17 protein-coding genes are annotated in these 20,157 nt (G+C 60.4%); 5 read left to right on the top strand and 12 right to left on the bottom strand.

Features of this window, described 5'->3' with window-relative positions:
• Window positions 1-194 precede the first annotated feature (194 nt).
• Window positions 195-1,094, top strand: coding sequence for a GlxA family transcriptional regulator (locus FW796_RS05690; RefSeq protein WP_346633990.1), 900 nt, complete (start codon window positions 195-197; stop codon window positions 1,092-1,094).
• 42 nt (window positions 1,095-1,136) lie between these two features.
• Here FW796_RS05690 and zapE read toward each other — a convergent pair whose 3' ends face one another.
• The 3 genes from zapE to FW796_RS05675 all read right to left on the bottom strand — a co-directional run bounded on the left by zapE (window position 1,137) and on the right by FW796_RS05675 (window position 4,329).
• On the bottom strand, window positions 1,137-2,231 hold the full coding sequence (gene zapE, locus FW796_RS05685) for a cell division protein ZapE (RefSeq protein ID WP_346633852.1): 1,095 nt from the start codon (window positions 2,229-2,231) through the stop codon (window positions 1,137-1,139).
• A gap of 88 nt (window positions 2,232-2,319) precedes the next feature.
• On the bottom strand, window positions 2,320-3,675 hold the full coding sequence (locus FW796_RS05680; protein ID WP_346633851.1) for a tryptophan--tRNA ligase: 1,356 nt from the start codon (window positions 3,673-3,675) through the stop codon (window positions 2,320-2,322).
• A gap of 24 nt (window positions 3,676-3,699) precedes the next feature.
• Complete coding sequence (locus FW796_RS05675) at window positions 3,700-4,329, bottom strand: alpha/beta hydrolase (RefSeq protein WP_346633850.1); 630 nt, start codon at window positions 4,327-4,329, stop codon at window positions 3,700-3,702.
• Window positions 4,330-4,473: 144 nt separating this feature from the next.
• On the opposite strand from FW796_RS05675, the gene FW796_RS05670 reads away from it, so the two are divergent.
• Window positions 4,474-4,908 carry a YhcB family protein gene (locus FW796_RS05670; RefSeq protein WP_123724784.1) on the top strand — a complete coding sequence of 145 codons (435 nt, stop codon included), beginning with the start codon at window positions 4,474-4,476 and terminating at the stop codon, window positions 4,906-4,908.
• Window positions 4,909-4,985: 77 nt separating this feature from the next.
• Here FW796_RS05670 and FW796_RS05665 read toward each other — a convergent pair whose 3' ends face one another.
• The 4 genes from FW796_RS05665 to FW796_RS05650 form a co-directional block, all read right to left on the bottom strand.
• Window positions 4,986-5,732 carry an OmpA family protein gene (locus FW796_RS05665; RefSeq protein WP_346633849.1) on the bottom strand — a complete coding sequence of 249 codons (747 nt, stop codon included), beginning with the start codon at window positions 5,730-5,732 and terminating at the stop codon, window positions 4,986-4,988.
• A gap of 111 nt (window positions 5,733-5,843) precedes the next feature.
• Entirely contained in the window at window positions 5,844-6,488 is a 645-nt protein-coding gene (locus FW796_RS05660; RefSeq protein ID WP_404937627.1) for an MBL fold metallo-hydrolase, read from the bottom strand.
• A 59-nt stretch (window positions 6,489-6,547) separates the two neighbouring features.
• Window positions 6,548-7,048: a methylated-DNA--[protein]-cysteine S-methyltransferase gene (locus tag FW796_RS05655; RefSeq protein WP_404937628.1), complete on the bottom strand. Its 501-nt coding sequence runs from the start codon at window positions 7,046-7,048 to the stop codon at window positions 6,548-6,550.
• 165 nt (window positions 7,049-7,213) lie between these two features.
• Window positions 7,214-7,468 carry a hypothetical protein gene (locus FW796_RS05650; RefSeq protein ID WP_346633846.1) on the bottom strand — a complete coding sequence of 85 codons (255 nt, stop codon included), beginning with the start codon at window positions 7,466-7,468 and terminating at the stop codon, window positions 7,214-7,216.
• A gap of 302 nt (window positions 7,469-7,770) precedes the next feature.
• Between FW796_RS05650 and FW796_RS05645 the strand changes: the two genes are divergently transcribed.
• From FW796_RS05645 to FW796_RS05635, 3 genes are all read left to right on the top strand, one after another.
• Window positions 7,771-8,445 carry a response regulator transcription factor gene (locus FW796_RS05645; RefSeq protein ID WP_346633845.1) on the top strand — a complete coding sequence of 225 codons (675 nt, stop codon included), beginning with the start codon at window positions 7,771-7,773 and terminating at the stop codon, window positions 8,443-8,445.
• A complete protein-coding gene (locus FW796_RS05640; RefSeq protein WP_446439133.1) occupies window positions 8,438-9,769 on the top strand; it encodes a sensor histidine kinase in 1,332 nt (443 codons plus the stop codon). The genes FW796_RS05645 and FW796_RS05640 overlap by 8 nt, the downstream gene beginning before the upstream one ends.
• A gap of 244 nt (window positions 9,770-10,013) precedes the next feature.
• Entirely contained in the window at window positions 10,014-10,916 is a 903-nt protein-coding gene (locus FW796_RS05635; protein ID WP_102860294.1) for a LysR family transcriptional regulator, read from the top strand.
• An 89-nt stretch (window positions 10,917-11,005) separates the two neighbouring features.
• Here the strand turns inward: FW796_RS05635 and FW796_RS05630 are convergent, their stop codons facing one another.
• The 5 genes from FW796_RS05630 to FW796_RS05610 form a co-directional block, all read right to left on the bottom strand.
• Window positions 11,006-13,741, bottom strand: a complete 2,736-nt coding sequence (locus tag FW796_RS05630; protein WP_446439132.1) for a LuxR C-terminal-related transcriptional regulator — start codon at window positions 13,739-13,741, stop codon at window positions 11,006-11,008.
• A gap of 308 nt (window positions 13,742-14,049) precedes the next feature.
• Window positions 14,050-15,414, bottom strand: coding sequence for a DUF1329 domain-containing protein (locus FW796_RS05625; protein ID WP_402884835.1), 1,365 nt, complete (start codon window positions 15,412-15,414; stop codon window positions 14,050-14,052).
• Window positions 15,415-15,444: 30 nt separating this feature from the next.
• Window positions 15,445-17,328 carry a DUF1302 domain-containing protein gene (locus tag FW796_RS05620; RefSeq protein ID WP_346633841.1) on the bottom strand — a complete coding sequence of 628 codons (1,884 nt, stop codon included), beginning with the start codon at window positions 17,326-17,328 and terminating at the stop codon, window positions 15,445-15,447.
• A 338-nt stretch (window positions 17,329-17,666) separates the two neighbouring features.
• Complete coding sequence (locus tag FW796_RS05615; protein ID WP_346633840.1) at window positions 17,667-19,349, bottom strand: fatty acid--CoA ligase; 1,683 nt, start codon at window positions 19,347-19,349, stop codon at window positions 17,667-17,669.
• Window positions 19,350-19,520: 171 nt separating this feature from the next.
• Entirely contained in the window at window positions 19,521-20,150 is a 630-nt protein-coding gene (locus FW796_RS05610) for a LysE family translocator (protein ID WP_346633839.1), read from the bottom strand.
• Window positions 20,151-20,157: the final 7 nt, after the last annotated feature.

Here is a 20,157-nt window from a genome sequence, read left to right as displayed (position 1 = left end):
CCCAGGCACCTGCACGGGACACTGGACACATCCGACAAAAAATAAGACGATCCAGCCGTCTGGTGACCACTTTCCCCTATAAGAACAATTGAATTATGTCTAACCAAACCTCCACGCCCTTGCGGCGCGTCAGCATCCTGGCTATCGACCGGGTTTTCGCTTCCACCCTCATGCAGGCCAAGGATTTTTTTCATCTGGCCAGCCTGCGTTACGGCAAACAACTGGGCCAAGGCCTGACTCCGGCGTTCGAAACTCGCCTGGTCAGCCCCGACGGCCAGCCGGTCTGCAGCTTCAGCAATGTGATCATGCCGGTGGATGGTGCGCTGGAAGATGCCGAAGTGATCATTCTCCCGGCCTTCTGGGATGACTTCGACACCCTGTGCCAGCGTTACCCACAGATACTGCCCTGGCTGCGTACCCAGCACGCCCGCGGCGCGGTGCTTTGCGGTGAAGCCACCGGGGTTTTCTGGTTGGCTGAAGCCGGATTGCTCGACGGCAAGGAAGCCACCACCTACTGGCGCTTCTTCAGCACCTTCAACGAACGCTTCCCCAAGGTCCAGCTCAATCAGGACAAGCACCTGACGGACGCTGACAACCTCTACTGCGCCGGCGGCACCACCTCGGCCTGCGACCTGTACATTTACCTGATCGAGCGGTTCTGCGGAGCCAACGTAGCCCAAGCAGTAGCTCGGGACATCCTCTACGAAGTGCAACGCAGCTACGCCCCCGGGCGCATCGGCTTCGGCGGCCAGAAGCTGCACCAGGATGTGATCATCCTGCAGATCCAGCACTGGCTCGAAGAGCACTTCGCAGACAAGTTCCGCTTCGAAGACGTGGCCCGCGAACATGGCATGAGCATTCGCAACTTCATGCGCCGCTTTCAAACCGCTACCGGTGACAAGCCCCTGCACTACCTGCAGCGTCTACGCATCGAAACCGCCAAGGGTCTGCTTTCAGGGACCCGCAAGAGCATCAAGACCATCAGCTATGAAGTCGGCTACGACGACGCCAGCTTCTTCGCCCGCCTGTTCCGCCAGCACACCGAACTCTCCCCCAATCAATACCGCCAGCAGTTCCAGCAACAGGCGGCATAAAAAAAGGGCCTGCAATGCAGGCCCTTTTTCATTGGCTCGAGATTATGGCTTGTGCGCCCGCGACAGAAACTCGTGGGACTGCATCTCCAGCAACCGGCTGAGGGTGCGCTGGAACTCGAACGTCAGGCGCCCTCCGGTATAGAGGTCCTTGAGTTCGACCTCGGCGGAGATGATCAGCTTGACGTTACGGTCATAGAACTCGTCGACCATGTTGATGAAGCGCCGAGCGATATCGTCCGTGGTGACGCTCATCTGCTCCACGCCGCTGAGCAGTACCGCATGGAAGATCTTGCCCAATTCGATGTAGTCGTTCTGGCTACGAGGGCCATCGCACAGTTCGCGGAAGTCGAACCAGGCCACGTCATCACAGGTGCGCAGCGCACGAATTTCTCGGTTCTCGATGATCAACACATCGTTTTCCACTGACTGAGTGCACTCTGGCGTCAGCGCACGGAAGCTCTTGCGCAGGCTTTCATGGGCAGCTTCGTCCAATGGATAGTGAAACAGCTCCGCCTGCTCCAGATGCCGCAGACGGTAGTCGACGCCACTGTCGACGTTGACGATCTCCGTGTTCTGCTTGATCAGGGCGATGGCCGGCAAGAAGCGCGCACGCTGCAGACCGTCCTTGTACAAACCATCCGGAACGATGTTCGAAGTCGCCACCAGGGTCACACCGTTCTTGAACAACTCTTCCATCAAGGTGCCAAGAATCATCGCGTCGGTAATGTCAGACACGAAGAACTCATCAAAACAGATCACCCGCGCCTCTTGTGAGAAACGCTTGGCAATGATGGTCAGCGGATTCTTCTCGCCACCCAGAGTTTTCATTTCTTCGTGTACGCGCTTCATAAAGCGGTGAAAGTGCGTACGAACCTTTTCCTTGAACGGCAAGGCTTCGAAGAAGGTGTCCACCAGATAAGTCTTTCCGCGCCCTACGCCCCCCCAGAAGTACAGACCCTTGACCGGCGTCTGATCCTTCTTGCCAAAGAGCTTGCCGAGCAGTCCCGGCTTGTTTTGCTCGGCCGCGATCAGATCCTCATACAGGCGCTGCAGATGACGCACAGCGGTTTCCTGTGCCGCGTCATGAAAGAAGTCCGGGCGTTTCAGATCTGCTTGGTATCGTTCTAGGGGCGTCATAATTCGTTAGCAAGGCAACAAAAACGGGCCGTCACTTTAGCGACGGCCCTGGGGAATGGCAATCAGCCCTTGGTCGGGAAGATTCCGATTAGTCCTGCGCCGGGGTCAGCGCAATCCGCAGTGCATCTATGGCTGCGTCACGCGCGGCAGTGTCAGCGAAGGCTGGGCTGTCAGCCACGCAGGCGCCATCCAGCCAAACGCTGAAACTGCCGGCTTCGCTACGCAGATCCAGCTCCTGCCCCGATTGCAGCAGTTTGGTCACCGCACCGGCGGCCTTACCGTCGGCGAAGTTGCGCGACAGCAGCAACTGCTCACCATCGGCGGACAGCAAGCGGAAACGGAAGCTACCATCGTCTTCACGGAAGCTGATGAAGCGCGCGGCCTTGGCGGTCTTTTTCTTGGTCGTGGCGGCAACCTGCACCTGGCTGGCAAAGGAACGCAAGCCCACGGCTTCACGCAGCTCGGCAAGGAACGGCGTGGCCACGGCACGAGCTTTAGCGGCACCGGCACGCAGAATGTCTTCCAGGTCCCCGGGACGGGCGATCAACTGGTGGTAGCGCTCACGGGCCTCACCCAATTCGCCATCCAGCAACTGGAACAGACGGTTCTTGGCTTCGCCCCAGCCCAGCCCCTGCAACAGCTCAGTACGGAACTCGGCGGTCTGCGACGGGGTAGAAAACGCCTGGAACAGAGTGAACAGATGGGAGTTGTCCGGGTCCTTGGCCTCACCCGGCGCCTTAGAATCGGTGACGATCCGCGAGATCGCATCCTTCATGTCCTTGGCACTGGTGAACAGCGGAATGGTGTTGTCGTAGCTCTTGGACATCTTGCGACCGTCCAGGCCAGGCAGGGTGGCAACACTTTCCTCGATCAATGCCTCGGGCATGGTGAAGAACTCCTTGCCCTGACCAAACAGATGGTTGAACCGCTGACCGATGTCCCGGGCCATTTCCACGTGCTGGATCTGATCACGACCCACCGGCACTTTGTGTGCGTTGAACATCAGGATGTCCGCAGCCATCAGCACCGGATAGCTATAGAGCCCCATGGTGATGCCGGCATCCGGGTCTTCACCGGTTTCGAGGTTCTTGTCCACCGATGCCTTATAAGCATGGGCGCGATTGAGCAGACCCTTGGCGGCGACACAGGTCAGCAGCCAGGTCAGTTCCGGAATCTCCGGAATGTCCGACTGACGGTAGAAAGTCACACGCTCCACATCCAGACCACCTGCCAGCCAGGTAGCCGCGATTTCCTGGCGCGAACGCTGAATGCGCAACGGGTCATCGCACTTGATCAACGCGTGATAGTCGGCCAGGAAGTAGAAGGAGTCGGCATTGCTGTCGCGGCTGGCGAGGATCGCCGGGCGAATCGCGCCGGCGTAGTTGCCCAGATGCGGGGTGCCGGTGGTGGTGATGCCGGTGAGGATACGCGTACGAGTAGTCATGGGTAATCGCTTATCAGACTGCTATCAATTCGAAAGTCGCGGCAGCACCAGATCCTTGAGATCAGTGAGCTTGCCATGAAAAAAGTGCCCGCATTCTGCCACTTTCAGCAGCTCATGGGGGCGAACAAGCGCGTCGGACCAGTCATAGACCGCTTGAGGGTCAATGACTTCATCGGTTTCTGGCTGGATCAGGGTCAGCGGGCAGTTTTCCGGCAGCAGGTCGGTATCGCGCAGACGGGTCACCGCCGCCGCCACCATGAACAGGTGCTTGAGCTGCACGCCCTGGGCCTCCAGGCGCCCGCCAAGGCTGGCGGCGACAAAACCGCCGAAGGAGAACCCCAGCAGGGTCAAGGGCAGCTCCGGATGCTTGGCCTGCAACCATTGGGCGGCAGCCTGGGCGTCATCGACTTCGCCACTGCCCATGTCGTGACTGCCTTCACTGGCACCAACACCTCGATAGTTGAAACGCAAGGTGATCAGACCGGCATCCCGTGCGGTGCGCTGCAAGGTGGACACCACCTTGTTGAGCATGGTGCCGCCCTGCACCGGGTTGGGGTGACAAATCAGTGCCACGCCGCGAGGATCGGGCACCTCCAGATACAGGGCTTCCAGTTGGCCCACCGGGCCGGCAATCACTACAGGGGTTTCACGCATTAGCAAGGAAGGAACTCCGTGACCTCGAAGGGGGTCGACTCGTCTAGCAAATGGTCTGTGCCAATCTATTGCGAGTGAATCGCGGTATACAGCGCAGGTTCGAGCCGTTAACGTAAAGCAAAGCCGTTTATAGAGGAAGGACTCGTGGAACACTCGCTCTTAGTTTGGTTGTTGCCGACTCTTGCCCTGGTCGCGGGTGTCGCCATTGGATTCCTGGTTGCTCGCCTGCTGCCCAATGCCGCGCCTAACCGCACGCAGCGTCAGTTGGACGATATTCAGGAACGTTTCGACAATTATCAGAATGAAGTGGTCACCCATTTCAACAGCACTGCCACCCTGGTGAAAAAGCTCACCCAGAGCTATCAGGAAGTGCAGGACCATCTCGCCGAGGGTGCCAATCGCCTGGCCCTGGACGAGCTGACCCGGCAACGCCTGCTGGCCGCACTGCACTCGGAGTCGGCACAAGCTCCGCGGGAGCGTCTGACTCCACCTAGGGATCAGGAGCCACCACGGGACTACGCACCGAAGACACCAAACGCTCCGGGCATGCTCGACGAGCAATACGGCTTGAAGAAGTAATCCGCTTCAGTCATTAAAAAGCCCGCCCGATTTGCATCGGGCGGGCTTTTTTATATCTGGGATTCCAGTCGACTCAATCAGTACTGCTGACCTTGCTGCTGGTAGGGCTGCTGGTATTGCTGACCAGGCTGCTGATACTGCTGGCCCGGGATTGCCTTGAGGTTGACCTCTACACGACGGTTCTGTGCTCGGCCGTTGACGTCGGCGTTGCTGGCGATCGGATTATCCGGACCAGCACCGCGAGCGGATAGGTTGGCACTGCTCACACCCTGGGAAGTCAGGTAGGTCGCCACGCTCTGGGCACGACGCTGGGACAGGTCCATGTTGTGCTGACGGCTGCCGGTGCTGTCGGTGTAGCCGACGATCTCGATCTGATTCTGGTTGAACTCGCGCAGGGAGTTGGCCAGGTTGTTCAGCGGTTGGTAGAAGCTTGAGGCGATGTTCGCCGAGTCAGTGGCGAACGTGATGTTGCCCGGCATGATCAGCTTGATCTGATCACCCTGACGCTGCACTTCAACCCCGGTATTGGCCATGCTGGCGCGCAGTTTCTTCTCCTGCTGGTCGGCGTAGTAACCGTAACCGGCGGCGGAGGCACCCACTACGGCGGCACCGATCAACGCGCCCTTGCCACGGTTGTTGTGGTCAATGGCAGCACCGGCCAATGCACCAGCCAGGGCACCCAGGCCACCGTATTTTGCAGTTTTGCTCATGCCCGACGAACCGCCGTCGGCCTGCCCCTGGTTGTCATAGGGGTTAGGCGAAGCGCAGCCGGACAACAAGGCCACAGCAGTAGCGACAATAATCAAACGACGCGAGGTGAACATGGAAAGCTCCTACATTTTGCATTCTGTGGTGCAGCGGACGTTGGCAACAGACCTTTGCTGGCGTTGGAACACACAGAGCGGCAAAAATTCCGTCAGCGACCAGGCAAAAAGTCAGGCTCTCACAAACGGGTTCTGGCGCATCTCATCGCCCAATCGAGTGTCTGGGCCGTGCCCGGCAATCACTGTGGCGTCTTCATCGAGGGTATACAGACGCTGCTTGATCGAACGCACCAGGGTGGCCTGATCACCGCCCCACAAGTCCGTGCGCCCGACCCCGCGCTTGAACAGCGTGTCGCCAGCAATCAGAAGCTTAGCCTCAGAAAACCAAAAGCTCATGGAACCTGGGGTATGCCCGGGAGTATGCAGAGCCACGCCGCAACCACAGGCCAGTTCCTCATCGTCGTCCAGCCAGCGGTCCGGGGACGGGACCGGTGTGTAGGGCACGCCAAACATGCTGCACTGCATCTCCAGGTTGTCCCACAGGAACTGGTCGTCCTTGTGCAGATGCAAGGTGGCGCCGGTCTTTTCCTTCATCTGCCCGGAGGCGAGAAAATGATCCAGGTGCGCATGGGTATGAATGATGCTCACCACCTTCAACCCCAGGGAATCGAGGCGGGCCATGATCAAATCGGGATTGCCTCCCGGATCGACAACTATGGCTTTCTTGGTCAGCGGGTCGCCAATGATGGTGCAGTTGCACTGCAGCGGGCCGACGGGGAAGGTTTCACGGATAAGACTGGGTTTGGCGGCGTCCATGGAAGGGTTCCAGAAAAAAACGATGACGCATTCTGGCACAGCTCGCCGCCAGCACTCACTCAGAACGCCAGTTGCAGCGTCTCCTCGCCTTCCAGCGCCAGCAGGAACTGCTTGGCTTCAAGCCCCCCGGCAAACCCGGTCAGGCTCCCCGAAGCGCCGATCACTCGGTGACAGGGAGCCACAATCGAGATCGGGTTACGGCCATTGGCTGCGCCCACTGCCCGCACCGCCTTGGGACTGCCGATCTGCCGGGCAATCTGGCTGTAGCTGCGGGTTTCACCGAAAGGAATGGTCAGCAACGCCTGCCAGACCTTGCACTGAAACTCGGTACCGGCGAAATCCAGCTCAAGCTCGAAGCGCTCACGGCTGCCAGCAAAGTACTCCCGGAGCTGACGCTCGGCTTCCAGCAGCAGAGGATGGTCAACCGCCTCCTGCAAAGGCCCGAGACGTACCCGGTTCTGCCGTTCGTGCTCCCAGAGAATCGCTGCCAGCTTCGTCCCTCTGGCCACCAGAGTCAGTTGGCCAACGGGGGACGCCATCAGTTTGAATACGCAGGACATCTCAGGTCTCCTTCAATCCGCCAGTGGAATCGGACCCGGAACCCTGTGGTTCATGGCCTTCCTCTCAGTACACCGACACTGTAAAGCGAGATTCAAGCGCAAGAACCACGTTTCTTGCGCTTGAACTCGACGGCGAATCATTCTGAGTGCCGGGCAGAGCCGAAGCTAGTCGTCCTCATCCACCAGGAAACAGTTGTCACTGCTACTGCGCTGGCCATAGGGATCGACAATGAAGGCCCCGCGCCCCTGGCCGCATTCGAGCAAGCGCACCGGAGACAGTTCGCGCTGCCGGTCGATCTGCGCATTGAAGCGCATGATGTAGACCCCCAGGGAAATCGATACACAGAGAATCAGCACCAGACACAACACCAACTGATCAGTGTAGCTGGCGCCGGCCTTATCAGCATGCACTGATGACATGATCGGATCCTGCCTGCTCAACGCTGTGGCCAATCAGTAACCAGTTCAGGGGGCCGCCCCCTCCCAGGCGCCCCCAAGGTGCCTGGGAAGGCAGGGCGCAGGCCATCAGGACGAGAAGAATCAGAACCAGCAGGATTCCTTTGACCACCGAAGTCAGGTTCATGGCGGTGCCACGCTCTGGAGTTAAGAAGAGCCCCAGCTTAGAGACGGCCGGGTTAACACCGGGTAAACATCGGCAGAAAGCCGCCCGACTCCGCTATCCTTCGGCCCATTGAGCGCCAAGGGTCCAAGGGGACGTTTCCGTGCATATTCAACTGCTACTGGTCGAGGACAACCTCGACCTGGCCAATACTGTCATCGAGTATCTGGAAATCAGCGGCATCGTCTGCGACCACGCCAGCAACGGTCAGACCGGCCTTAACCTGGCTCTAAGCCAGCACTACGACGTTATCCTGCTGGACATCATGCTGCCGCGACTGGACGGCCAGCAGCTGTGCCAACAGTTGCGCCTGCAAGGCAGCCAGACACCGATCCTGATGCTTACCTCGCTGGATGCCCTTTCCGACAAGCTCGCCAGCTTCGCTGCCGGGGCCGACGACTATCTGGTCAAGCCCTTTGAAATGGCGGAACTGGTGGCCCGTATTCGCGCCCTGAGCATGCGCCGCAGCGGCCAGGCGAGCCGCCTGCAAGTGGCCGACCTGGTGATGGAGCTGTCTACCCGCAAGGTCAGCCGCGCCGGCCAGGAGCTGCATCTGTCGCCCATTTGCTGGACCCTGCTGGAGTGTCTGATGCGTGCCAGCCCGGAGCCGGTGACCCGGGAACGCCTGGAGGCAACAATCTGGGGCGACGAGCCACCGGACAGCAACACCCTCAAAGTGCACATGCACCGACTGCGCAAGACCGTGGACAAGTCCTTCGGCCAGCCGCTGATCCACACCCTCCCCGGTATTGGTATCCAACTGAGGTCACATGCGTAACGGTTTGGGTCTGAAATGGGTGATCAGCGGCAGCTTCCTGCTATTGATCGCCGTGGTGTTGTTGATCTACAGCCTGCTGCTGCCGGAATACAGTGTCCGCGGCCTGCTCTATACCGCCAGCGCGATGATGGAGGAGGAAGCCCAGTACTTCGCCAGGCATTACAAGAAAGATCCGAACACCCCACCGCCGCACAACTACTTCTATACCAGCGTCATCGGCAAAGAGGCGCTGCCAGAGAAAATCCGTCAGATGCTGGACACACCACCCAGCCTGTCCTTCGGTGCGGTGCAGGTGTTTGGCGACCTGGAGTCCGATGATGAGGATGAAGGGCGGGCGATCCTGGCCCAGCCCCTGGCTGACGGCAAGACCCTGTACATGTACGACGTCGACCACGACCAGGAAGAAGGCGGCGAAGTCGAAACGCCACTGTCCGATGCCTACCTGGATCATGAGCTGCGAGGCGTCATCTTCATCAGCCTCGCGGTGTTTATCCCGGCGCTGATCATCATTGCCCTGCTGGTCTGGTGGCTGGTTCGTCCACTGGGGCGACTGGCCCAGTGGTCCACGACCCTGAAGGATTCGGAGTCCAGCCAACGGCCGAATTTCAGTTTCAAGGAGTTCAATATGCTGGCCGACGCCCTGGCCCAAAGCGTGCAGCAAGTTCAGGCCGCAAGCCTGCGCGAAGGTCGCCTACTGCGCTATACCAGCCATGAACTGCGCACGCCGCTGGCGGTGCTCAAGGCCAATATCGAACTGCTGACCCTGCAATCCGGCGGCGTCCTGCCCCCGCCCCTGCAACGCATCGAGCGCTCGGTGCTGAACATGCAGCGCATCGCGGAAACCTTGCTGTGGATGAGCCGTGAACTGCCTGAGCCCTTGCCGGAGGAAGCCATCGACATGAGCGGCCTGGTCAATGAACTGATCGAGGAACACCGCTACCTGATCGGCACGCGGGATATCGAACTGATCCTCGACATCAGTAGCGAACCCTGCCGCCTGCCCCTGACCGCCTGCCGCATCGTGGTGGGCAACTTCCTGCGCAATGCCTTGCAATACGCCGATGAAGGCAGTGTCGAGATCAGCTTCGAGCACCCGCAGTTGCGTATCGTCAACCGCATCCGCGAAGCCAAGCAGTTGGAGCCCTCCAGCGACTTCGGCTATGGCCTGGGCCTGGAGTTGATGTGCCAGCTATGCGCACGGCTGGGCTGGCATATCGAAGTGCTCGACGAGCAGCAGCACTTTACTGTCACCCTGAATTTCGAAGCTGCTCCATCCCCCGAGCCGTTACCGGCTCCAGAGAGCCCGCCCGACGCCAACGGATAAGCCTCGTGTTCCTGGTCCAGGACCCGGAAGGCGAGGAAATATGTCTTCGCAAGCGATGAAAATACTGCCTAAACCTCGCCCTTTCCAACAGCGCTTATGGGTATTGTTGAGGGACAAAAAATCATGCCTGGGGCTGGCCGGTGCATAACTTGCTTGCATGGAGCGAAATGCGATTGGCGTGATGCAATCAAGCGCCGGGTCAGTACGCCCCATCCCCGTGCCCAGGCAAAGAATGAGGTTCGCTGTGGCCGCCTACAATCTGCGTCAACTCAAGTACTTCATCACCACCGTCGAATGCGGCAGTGTCGCTGAAGCGTCACGCAAGCTGTACATCGCCCAGCCGTCGATCTCCACCGCCATCAAAGGCCTGGAGGACAGCTTCGGCGTGCAGTTGCTGATCCGCCATCACGCCCTGGGCGTATCCCTGACACCAAGTGGTGCACGCTTCTACCGCAAGGCCCAGGAGCTGCTGCGCATGGCCAAGGAGTTCGAGCAGAACGCCCTGGCGGACAACGACGTGGTGGCCGGACAGATCGACATCGGCTGCTTTGAAACCGTCGCGCCTTTGTACCTGCCACAACTGATCGCCGGCTTCAGTGCCCTGTATCCCGGGGTGGAGATCCGTATCCGCGATGGCGAACAGCAGGAACTGGTACAGGGCTTGACCGGCGGCGCCTTCGACCTGGTGATCCTGTACGAGCACGAACTGGACGGCACCATCGAAACCGAGCCGCTGATGCCACCGCAAAGGCCCTACGCGTTGCTTCCCGCCGACCACCGCTACGCCCAGCAAGCCCAGGTTTCACTGCGGGACCTGAGCCTGGAACCGATGATCCTGCTGGATGTGCAGCCGAGCCGGACCTACTTCGTCAGCCTGTTCGAGGAGCTGGGATTGACGCCACAGATCGCCTTCAGCTCGCCCTCCATCGAGATGGTGCGGGGCATGGTGGGCCAAGGCTTCGGTTTTTCGATTCTGGTAACCCGCCCCCACTCCCAGTGCTCCTACGACGGCAAGCCGGTGGTGTGCGTGGACATTGTCGAGGACGTGACCGGCTCCGGGCTGGTGGCGGCCTGGCTCAAGCGTGGCCAATTGACCAAACCGGCGCGCCTGTTCGCCGATTACTGCAAACAGCACCTGGCCCGATAACCCCGGGCCCGGCGCAGTGTCAGGACGCAGATGCTGCCAATCGGCCCACAGCGATGGGCCAGCAGAAGGCCTCGCCAGCAGAGTGGCGCCTAACCCAGCAACCCCAATTCCTGGGCCCGCGCCACAGCCTGTGTACGGCGTTCCACCCCCAGCTTGCTGTTGATATGGCTGGCATGGGTTTTCACCGTATGCAGCGAAATGAACAAGCGTTCGCTGATTTCCTGATTGGAACAACCCTGGGCAATCAATTGCAGCACCGACAGCTCCCGGGAACTCAACGACTCACTGTGAGCCGCCACCTCAGGAAGCTCACGGAGGGCTGCAGGCAAGCGCTCCAACAGGGCCTGGGTCAAGGCGGTCGACACGCAGTGCTGCAGTTGCTCGCGCATCCAGCAGGGGTGACTGCGGATCAAGCTCTCGAAAGGTTGCACCGCGCCCCCCACCGCCGCTTCCAGGGCCCGGGCAAAGTCCTGTCGTGCCTCTGGGCCGCGCCCGGACGCCAGTAACAGCAGGGCTTTCTGGGTCAGGGCCATAACGCTCAACAACTGCCGACCGCTTTGCTGGCCATGTTCCACCAATCGATTCAAGCGCTGTTCGGCCCGGGCAGAGTCGCCCTTGATGGTTTCCAGCTGGGCCTGCTGCAATTCGATGTGCAAGGGCAACTGCGGATGGAACTCCGGCGGCGCCGCTGCCTGTTCCCCGGTGTAGGTCTGGCCCAGCCTCGCCAGCCAGGCCTCGGCCAGGTCGGTGCGGCCCTGGGCCAGCCAAAGTTCGCATTTCACCAGGGTGATCATCGCCAGGTAGTAGATCGGTGGCACGTCCCAGATATGCATCAGGCGCTCGGCCTCGGCCAGCTCGGCAAAGGCCCGGGAAAACTCGCCCCGCAGGCCCTCCTGCTTGGCGATCACGCAATGAGCGATCAGCACACTGATATCGCGACAGGCCCGGGCCTCCACCAATCCGGCTTGTAAACGCACCAGGCCGGCCTCGGGCTGGGCTCGCAAGGTCAACAGATAACCCTCATAGAGGGTCAGCCGGGCCCGCACTGCGTACAGTCTTTGAGCCGACAGACCCTGCAGGCGCCGTAATCCCTGATGCACCTCTTCCAGGGCCCGTAGCACTTCACCCCGGGCCTGCAGAACCCGCGCCCGATCATAGTGGGCCAGGGCCTCGAACAACGGATTGCCGACCCGCTGCGCCAGCTCCAGAGACTCGCGATTGAGGCTGCGGGCGCGCCACAGATCGGCGTCGGTAATCGCCAGGTTGGACAAGGTCGACAGGCACATCAGGCGTTGCCCGTAGCGCTTGTGCGGCAGGCTTTCCAGGGCTTCGCTGCAGTAGGCCAGGGTCAGCTCCCGTTGCCCGCGCCCGCGAGCGATGATCCCGCTCAACGCCAGCCATTGCGCCAGCATCGACTTCTGCGCAGTGGCCGAAGGCGCCGGCAGGAAACGACTCAGGTGATCCGCCAGCTCCTCTGCCGCATCCAGCTGGCAGGCCAGGCCCAGGGCCCAGCTGTAGAGCACGATCAGCCTTGGTGTGCTGATGAGCAGGCTGTCAGGCAGGTCCATCTTCCAGCGCAGCAGCATGCCGACATTCTGCTCAGCCAGCAGTTGCTCCTCCGACAGGTTCTGCACCAGGTTGGCCGCCACATCCAGGTGTCCGGCGCGCAGCGCCTGCTCCACGGCCTCGTCCAGCAGCCCTTGAGCGTTGAACCAGCGACAGGCCCGCAAGTGCAGGCTGGCGGCCGGCACCAGGGTATTGGCCGTGGGCCGGGTGCGCAGCAGATCGGAAAACAGATGGTGATAGCGATACCAGTGTCCGTGTTCGTCCAGGGGCACCAGGAACACTTGGTGGGCCTGCAGAAAACCCAGGATCTCGGCACTGTCATGGGCTTCGCGCAGGGCGTCGCAGAGCTCGGCGCAAAAGCGCTCCTGGGGCGCCGTGTCATAGAGGAAAGCCTGGACTTCGGCGGGCAGGCAGTCGATGACTTCTTCCAGCAGGTAGTCGCGGATCAGCCCTTCGCCTCCATGCAATCCCTGGGGCAAGGTGCCCAGCGCACCCGCCTCGGACGCTGCCAGTAGCCAGAAACGCAATCCGGCAACCCAGCCCTCGCTGCGCTGGATCAGGCTTTCCAGAGCCTCGCCGCGCAAGGAGCTGCTGTGGCGGTCCAACAAGCTGAGGGATTCGTCATGGGTCAGGCGCAGATCCTGCTCATTCAGCTCCAGCAACTGTCGTGAGAGCCGCAGCCGCGCCAGATGCCAATCCGGACGCTGACGACTGGTGACCAATACCAGCAGACCATCGGGCAGGTGATTGAGAAAAAACTGCAGGCAACGATCGAGCACCGGCCCCTGGGCCAGGTGATAGTCGTCCAGGACCAGCAACAGCGGCGTGTTGCTGGACAGGTGAATCGCCAGTTCGTCCAGCAAGCCATCCAGCCACTCTTCAAAGGCGAAAGGCTGATGGCGCTGGCGCATTTTCAACAGACCGAGAGACTGCCGGCCCAATTGGGGATAGTACTGCTGCAAACCGGCCAGCAAGCGTTCGAGGAAGCGCCCGGGATCACTGTCTCGGCGACTCAACCCCAGCCATAGGCTCTGCCAGTTGTCCGGCAAACCCTGGCAGAACTCCACCGCCAGCGAGCTCTTGCCGAACCCGGCCGGCGCACTGACCAGCAACAGTCTTCCCTTCAACCCGGCACTCAAGCGCTCGCAAAGACGCGGCCGCTGCACGTATCCGTCGGGCAGAGGGGGTCGATAGAAACGCCCTTCCAACGCAGGAATCACCGCGCTGGCAGACCGTTGAAGGGGGGACAGCTCAGTCATGGCCAACTCTTATTGATGTAGGGTTGTCGGCGTAGCAGATGCCCGCAGACTAGCGGTAAAAAGCGACCTGTTGAAGATTTTTGCGACCATTCGAGTGAAAAAGACTATGACCAAATGGGTCAGATACATCTGATTTATCAGCCGACATTTCAGTTATTTATCCGGCAACCTGCTAATTCGCCTAGAGAAAGCCCGCCGGAGCAGCCTAGATTGTTGTGCATATCTGCGAATGCACAATTTTTCAGGCAAAAAAAAGCCCCGAACCAGTCGGGGCAATTTCCGAGGATGCGGCCTCTATTGACAGCGGATCAGCGAACTCCGTCCTGACGCAGGGCGGCTGGAGTGAAGTCACTGGTGGTTGCGGTGAAGCCGAAGTCATACGCCTGCTTCTCTTCGTTCTTCATGCCCAGTGCCAGGTAGCGGCCGGACTGCAGGTCGTAGAGGGTTTCCAGGGCATACCACGGCACTTGCTTGTCGTAGTAGTTCTCGGCGTGGGCTTCGGCCACACGCCACAGTTGGCCACGACCGTCATAGTGGTCGATCACCGCAGCTTGCCAGGTGTCTTCGTCGATATAGAAGTCACGCTTGGCGTAGATGTGGCGCTGGCCTTCCTTCAAGGTGGCGACCACATGCCAGACCCGGCGCAACTCGTAACGAGCCAGGTCCTGGTTGATGTGCCCGGCCTTGATGATGTCGGCGTACTTCAGGCTCGGCGAGTCGAGCTTGTAGCTGTCGGAGGCGATGTACATCTCCTTCTTGCCTTCCAGTTTCCAGTCGTAGCGATCCGGCGCACCGTTGTACATGTCCAGGTTGTCGGAAGTCCTCAGACCGTCGGCGGCGGTACCCGGGCCGTCATAGGAGACTTGCGGAGCACGACGCACACGACGCTGACCGGCGTTGTAGACCCAGGCCGAACGCGGTTCCTTCACTTGGTCGAGGGTTTCGTGGACCAGCAGCACACCACCGGCCAGACGCGCCGGGGCCGTCACTTTCTGCTTGAAGTAGAACAGGATGTTGCCCGGGTTCTTCGGATCGTAGTCCTTCATCTTGTCGCGGAACACGAACTGGTCCTGGAAGTACACCAGGCTGTAGGAGCCGTTGGCCTGCGGCGTGGCCTGGGTCACCAGACGGGTCACGCTGCCACCGCGATAGCGGGTGATGTGGTTCCAGATGACTTCCACACCGCTCTTGGGAATCGGGAACGGAATCGCGGTTTCGAAGTTCTCCAGGCCGTTGCCGCCGGACACCAGATTGGTGCTGGTGGCATTGCGCTTGATGGCGGCGAACACGTCAGCCGGCACCGTGGCCCCGCGATGGGACGGATAGACCGGCATCTTGAAGGTTTCCGGGTAGCGCTTGAACATCGCGTACTGCCCCGGGGCCAGCTTGTCCTTGTACTGCTCGACGTTCTGCGCGGTGATGGTGAACTGCGGCTGCTCGCTGCCATAAGGGTTGGACAGGAAACCCTTGCTGTCCACGGTGCCGGCGTTGGTTGCCAGGGGCTTCCAGGCGGGAATGGTGCCGGCAGCGTTACCGGCCATTTCCGCGCCCATCGGCGTCAGGCTGGTGCCCAGCTTGGCCGCTTCATCGGCCGAGACCGCGGCCATGACCCCGGTCGCTAGCAGTGACAGTCCCAGCACACCGACGTGCAACAGACTCTTGGTGATTTTCATATTGTTGTTCTTCCTGAAAATGCAGTGTGCTTAGAAGTTCACGCCAACGCTCAAGGCGAGGAAGTCCCGGTCATCCACGGTGCTGTAGTCGCCACCGAAGAAGTTGGTGTAAGCCAGGCTCGCGGTGTAGGTGTTCTGATACTCGGCGTCCAGGCCCAGGCTGATGGCCTTGCGACCTTCCTCGAAGTTGGCGCCAGGACCTGGCGAGTAGCCCTTGACGTCGTGGGACCAGGCCACGTTCGGCTTGAGGTTCACACCGGCGAATACATCCGGGTATTCCCAGATGGCCCGACCGCGGTAGCCCCAGGAGGTGGCGGTGGTGAAGCCGTCGTTGTTGCAGTTGCTGCTGAGATTGCTGGCATCTGCGCCCGGTCCTGCGCCGGCGATGGTGGTGGAGTTGAGTGCGCGACAGGTGTTTTGCCCGCCGGTGGCTGGCAAGGCGCCAGGACCAAACACCGGATCACGTCCATAACGGACATCCGACTTGCTCTCCAGACCGCCGACGTGGGTAACCCCCACCTCACCCACCAGAGTCAGACGGCTGGCGCCCATGACCTGATCAAAGAAGTGCGTGAAGGTGGTCTGGAATTGAGTGATTTCCTTGCGGCGATAGCCATGCAGGTCCTGTCCAGGAATCCCGTCGAGCAAGGAGGCGTTGGTGTAGGCCCCCCCCAAGCGCCGAACAGCGGAATAGAGAATATCGGTACTGTTCAACTGCACCGGCGCATTCGGCCGATAGCTCAGTTCGCCGCTCCAGGCGGTACCTGTAGGCAAAGTGGTGGAGAAGCTCAGTCCGTACAGGCGGATGTCTTCCGGATACTCGATAAAGTACTTCGAGTTACCGGCAATCCACACCGGCGCCAATGCGCCAAACGCTCCGGCGATGTTGTATGCCGACTGAGGAGCCCCCGTAGCACTGAAGATCGGTGCACGGCTGTGATAGTTCATGAAGTAAGCGCCGAACTCAGTGTCCAGCGGCTCGAAGTTGTAACGGAACGCCGCGCCAAACTGACCACTGTCACGGGCGTCACGGTCGCCACTACGGCGCACCAGAGCACCCTCCTCGTTTATATCTACTCCACGTGCGGTAAGGTTCGCCAGGCCAGCAGGGCTCAGCCTGGCAATGGTCGAACGCTTGGACAGGAGTCGCAGATTGTCGTCACAGCCATCGGAAATGTTGTCCGGCTGGGAGAAGAAGGTGCCGCAGTTATCGGTAACGGTCTGGTCCCATTCCAGCTGGTAGAAGGCTTCGGCCGACAGGTTCTCGGTCAGGTTCTGGGAGATGTAGAACATGTTGACCGGGATCAGGCCTTCCTTGACCTCGGCACCGGGACGGCGGAACGCCGACACGTCGATGGGGTTGATCGAGTTGATACCGCCGCCGATGAAAGTACTTTCACCCCAGCTTACGACCTGCTTACCCAAACGCACCGAACCCGGCTCATCGGCAATGGAGTAGTTGTGATAGACGAAGGCATCGAGGATCTGCCCGCCGGAGGACTTGGCGCCTTCCTTGCGGTTGTTGTCGCTGATGTTCTTGAAGTCCATGTCTTCGTCTTTGAGCTTGAAGTCATACCAGTACTTGCCACGAACAAACACACCGGTATCGCCGTACTTCAACTCCAGGTCATGGATGCCCTTGAAGATCTTCGAGAAGGTCTGGCCCTTGTTGAAGTTCAAGTGGCCGTCATCGGTGGTCTGGGACAGGCCCTTGCCGCCATTGTTGACCCCGATCAGGTCCTTGTTGCGTCCGGCGGTCGACCAACTGGCCCCCACCGACAGGGACGAATCGAAGCTACCTTCGATTTCACCGATATTGAAGCTAACGCCGAATGCAGGCCCGGCGAGCGTGGAGGCGAGACCGACGGCCAGGGGCAGTTTCGCCCGGCGCCAGAACTGGTTTGCTGATGTCATCGACGCTACTCCATGTGCATTATTGTTATGGCAGTACGCTTTTCTGAAAACGCTTCGAATACCGGTTGGATGAACACTTGTCCCGGCTCCGAAGTTGCGTGGCGCGAGCACCCCGCAATGCTCCGTCGTTCAGAAAAATCCGTGAACGGACTATATCCAGCAGGGATTACTGCTTGATCCCTCTAAAGTGTGATTTGCAGCCACCCACCGCACTGGAACAGCCCTTTGCCACAACCTTTGAAAAACGGCGCGGCAAGAATGACTGAAAAATCCGTGAGTACAAGGCAAAGGCTTGCCGGGTGGGCATGCCGTGCCCTGGCGGGCACGGCAGAGGACGCTCAAAGCGTGGAGAGGAAGGTGCTGTTACTGGCTTGCCATTCGCTGATGTCGACACGGATGCGCTTCTTGTCGAGCTTGCCAACGCTGGTCTTGGGAATTTCAGTAACAAGGGCAATCTGACTGGGAATTGCCCATTTGCTGAGGTGCCCCAGTTCCACGAACGGCTTGAGGTGTTCCTTGAGCTCACGGGCACCAATCTCATGGCCTTGGCGGATCACCAGCAAGGCAAACGGGCGCTCGCCCCACTGCGGATCGGCAATGCCCACCACTGCTACCTCACGTACCGCCGGGTGGCGACTGATGAGGTCTTCCAGGTCCAGGGACGAGATCCACTCGCCACCGGTCTTGATCACGTCCTTGATCCGGTCGCGGATGTCGATCACCCCCATGCTGTCCAGGGTCGCCACATCGCCGGTGTGCAACCAGCCGCCGTCCCAGAGCTCGGCGCCCTTCTGCGGCTCGTTGAAATACCCCTCGCTCAGCCAGGGCGCCCGCAGCACCAACTCGCCCTGGGACTCACCGTCCGCCGGCAGGAAGTTGCCCTCGGCATCGATGATCGCCGCTTCCACCAAGGGCCCCGGCACCCCGGCCTTGATCCGGTAGGTGGTGCGTTCATCCTCGCTGCCCGCCATCAACTCCTCGTTGAGGTGGGCGCAGGATACCAACGGGCCGGTTTCCGACATGCCGTAGGCGGCGGTCAGCTGGATGCCCTTGGCCTTGGCCGCCTCGTACAGCGCACGGTTCAACGCACTGCCGCCAATGACGATCTTCCAGCCACCGAAATCGGTGTTCTGGGCCGCCTTGGCATTGAGCACCATCTGCAGGATGGTCGGCACACAGTGGGAGAAGGTGACCTTCTCCCGGCGCCACAGCTCCACCAGGTACTCCGGGTCGTAACGCCCGGGATAGACCTGCTTGAGCCCAAGCATTGTGGCCACATAGGGCAGCCCCCAGGCGTGCACATGGAACATCGGCGTAATGGGCATGTACACGTCGTTGGTGCCCAGCAGGCGCACGCTATCGATAGAGCCCATGATGGTGGACACACCCATGGTGTGCAGCACCAGTTGCCGATGGGTGAAATACACACCCTTGGGATTGCCGGTGGTCCCGGTGGTGTAGAAGGTGGTGGCCACCGAGTTTTCGTCAAAATCCTCGAAGGAGTACTGGGGGCTGGCAGCGGCCAGCAGGGTCTCGTACTCGCCCACCAGATTCGGCAAATCGGCAGTCTTCTCCGGCGCGTCGGTGAGCAGCAGGGTTTTCTCCACCGTGGTCAAGTGCCCGGCGATGGCCTGGTACAGGCCGACGAACTCGCTGTTGACCAGCACGAAGCGGTCCTCGGCGTGGTTCATGGTGTAGAGGATCTGCTCCGGCGACAGACGCACGTTGATGGTGTGGATCACCGCACCGATCATCGGAATGGCAAACATGCATTCCAGGTAACGATGGCTGTCCCAGTCCATGACCGCCACGGTATCCCCAGCCTTGACCCCGGCCGCAGTCAGTACGTTGGCCAGGCGCGCCACCCGTTCGATCAGGGTCGGGTAGGTGTAACGCAACTGGTCACGGTAGATGATCTCGCGGGTTTTCTCGTAACGGCTGCCGGACATCAGCAACCGTTTGATCAGAAGCGGGTATTGGTAAGCGCCTTCGGCGGGGGGAATAACACGAGTCTGCAACATAAGAATCCCTTTTCTGACGGCTCGGTCGTGACTGGAGGATACCCACTCTAGAGTTCCCGAGCGCCGGCTAAATCAGCCAAAGGGATGATTTGCAGGGCCGCACCAATACTAGCTCCAGGCCAGTATCGGTGCGGCTCAGGTGATCCTGTGTGTCCCGCCCGAGCAGCGCGATCAATGCATCTCGGTGAACGCCAGTTTTACGCCAATGGCGATCAGCACCGCGCCCATGGTGCGGTCGAACCAGTGCCCCATGCGAGCGAAACCGGCACGCACCCGTTGCTGGCTGAAAAGCATGGCTACCAGACAGAACCAGACGGCAGTGGCCGCCGCCAGATACACCCCGTAGCCAGCCTGGATCGCCAGGGGCGTGTGCGGGTTGATCACCACGGTGAACAGGGAGAGGAAGAACAGGGTCGCCTTGGGGTTCAGCCCATTGGTGACAAAACCAGAAGTAAAGGCGCCGCGCGCGGTACGCACTCCGGCTTCCTTGTGCAGGTCGTCCGCTGCCGGCTTGGCCGGCTGGGCGCGCAGGGCCTTGTAGCCGATGTACAGCAGGTACGCCGCCGCCAACCACTTCAGGGCGTTGAACAGCACGATGGACTGGGAAACGATCAGGCCGATCCCCAGCAATGAGTAACCCACGTGCAGGAAGATCGCACAGCCCACTCCCAGGGCAGTCCAGGTACCGGCGCGGCGGCCGTGGGTCACGCTTTCGCGCACCACCACGGCGAAGTCCGGGCCGGGGCTGGCCACCGCCAGCAAGTGGATCAGGGCAACGGTCAAGAACTCGGTGAGGTACATGCAGGCT

It is taken from the genome of Pseudomonas sp. 910_21 (genome assembly GCF_052850735.1).
Note: the sequence above shows the minus strand (reverse complement) of the source record. Positions and strands in the feature narration are given on the sequence as shown.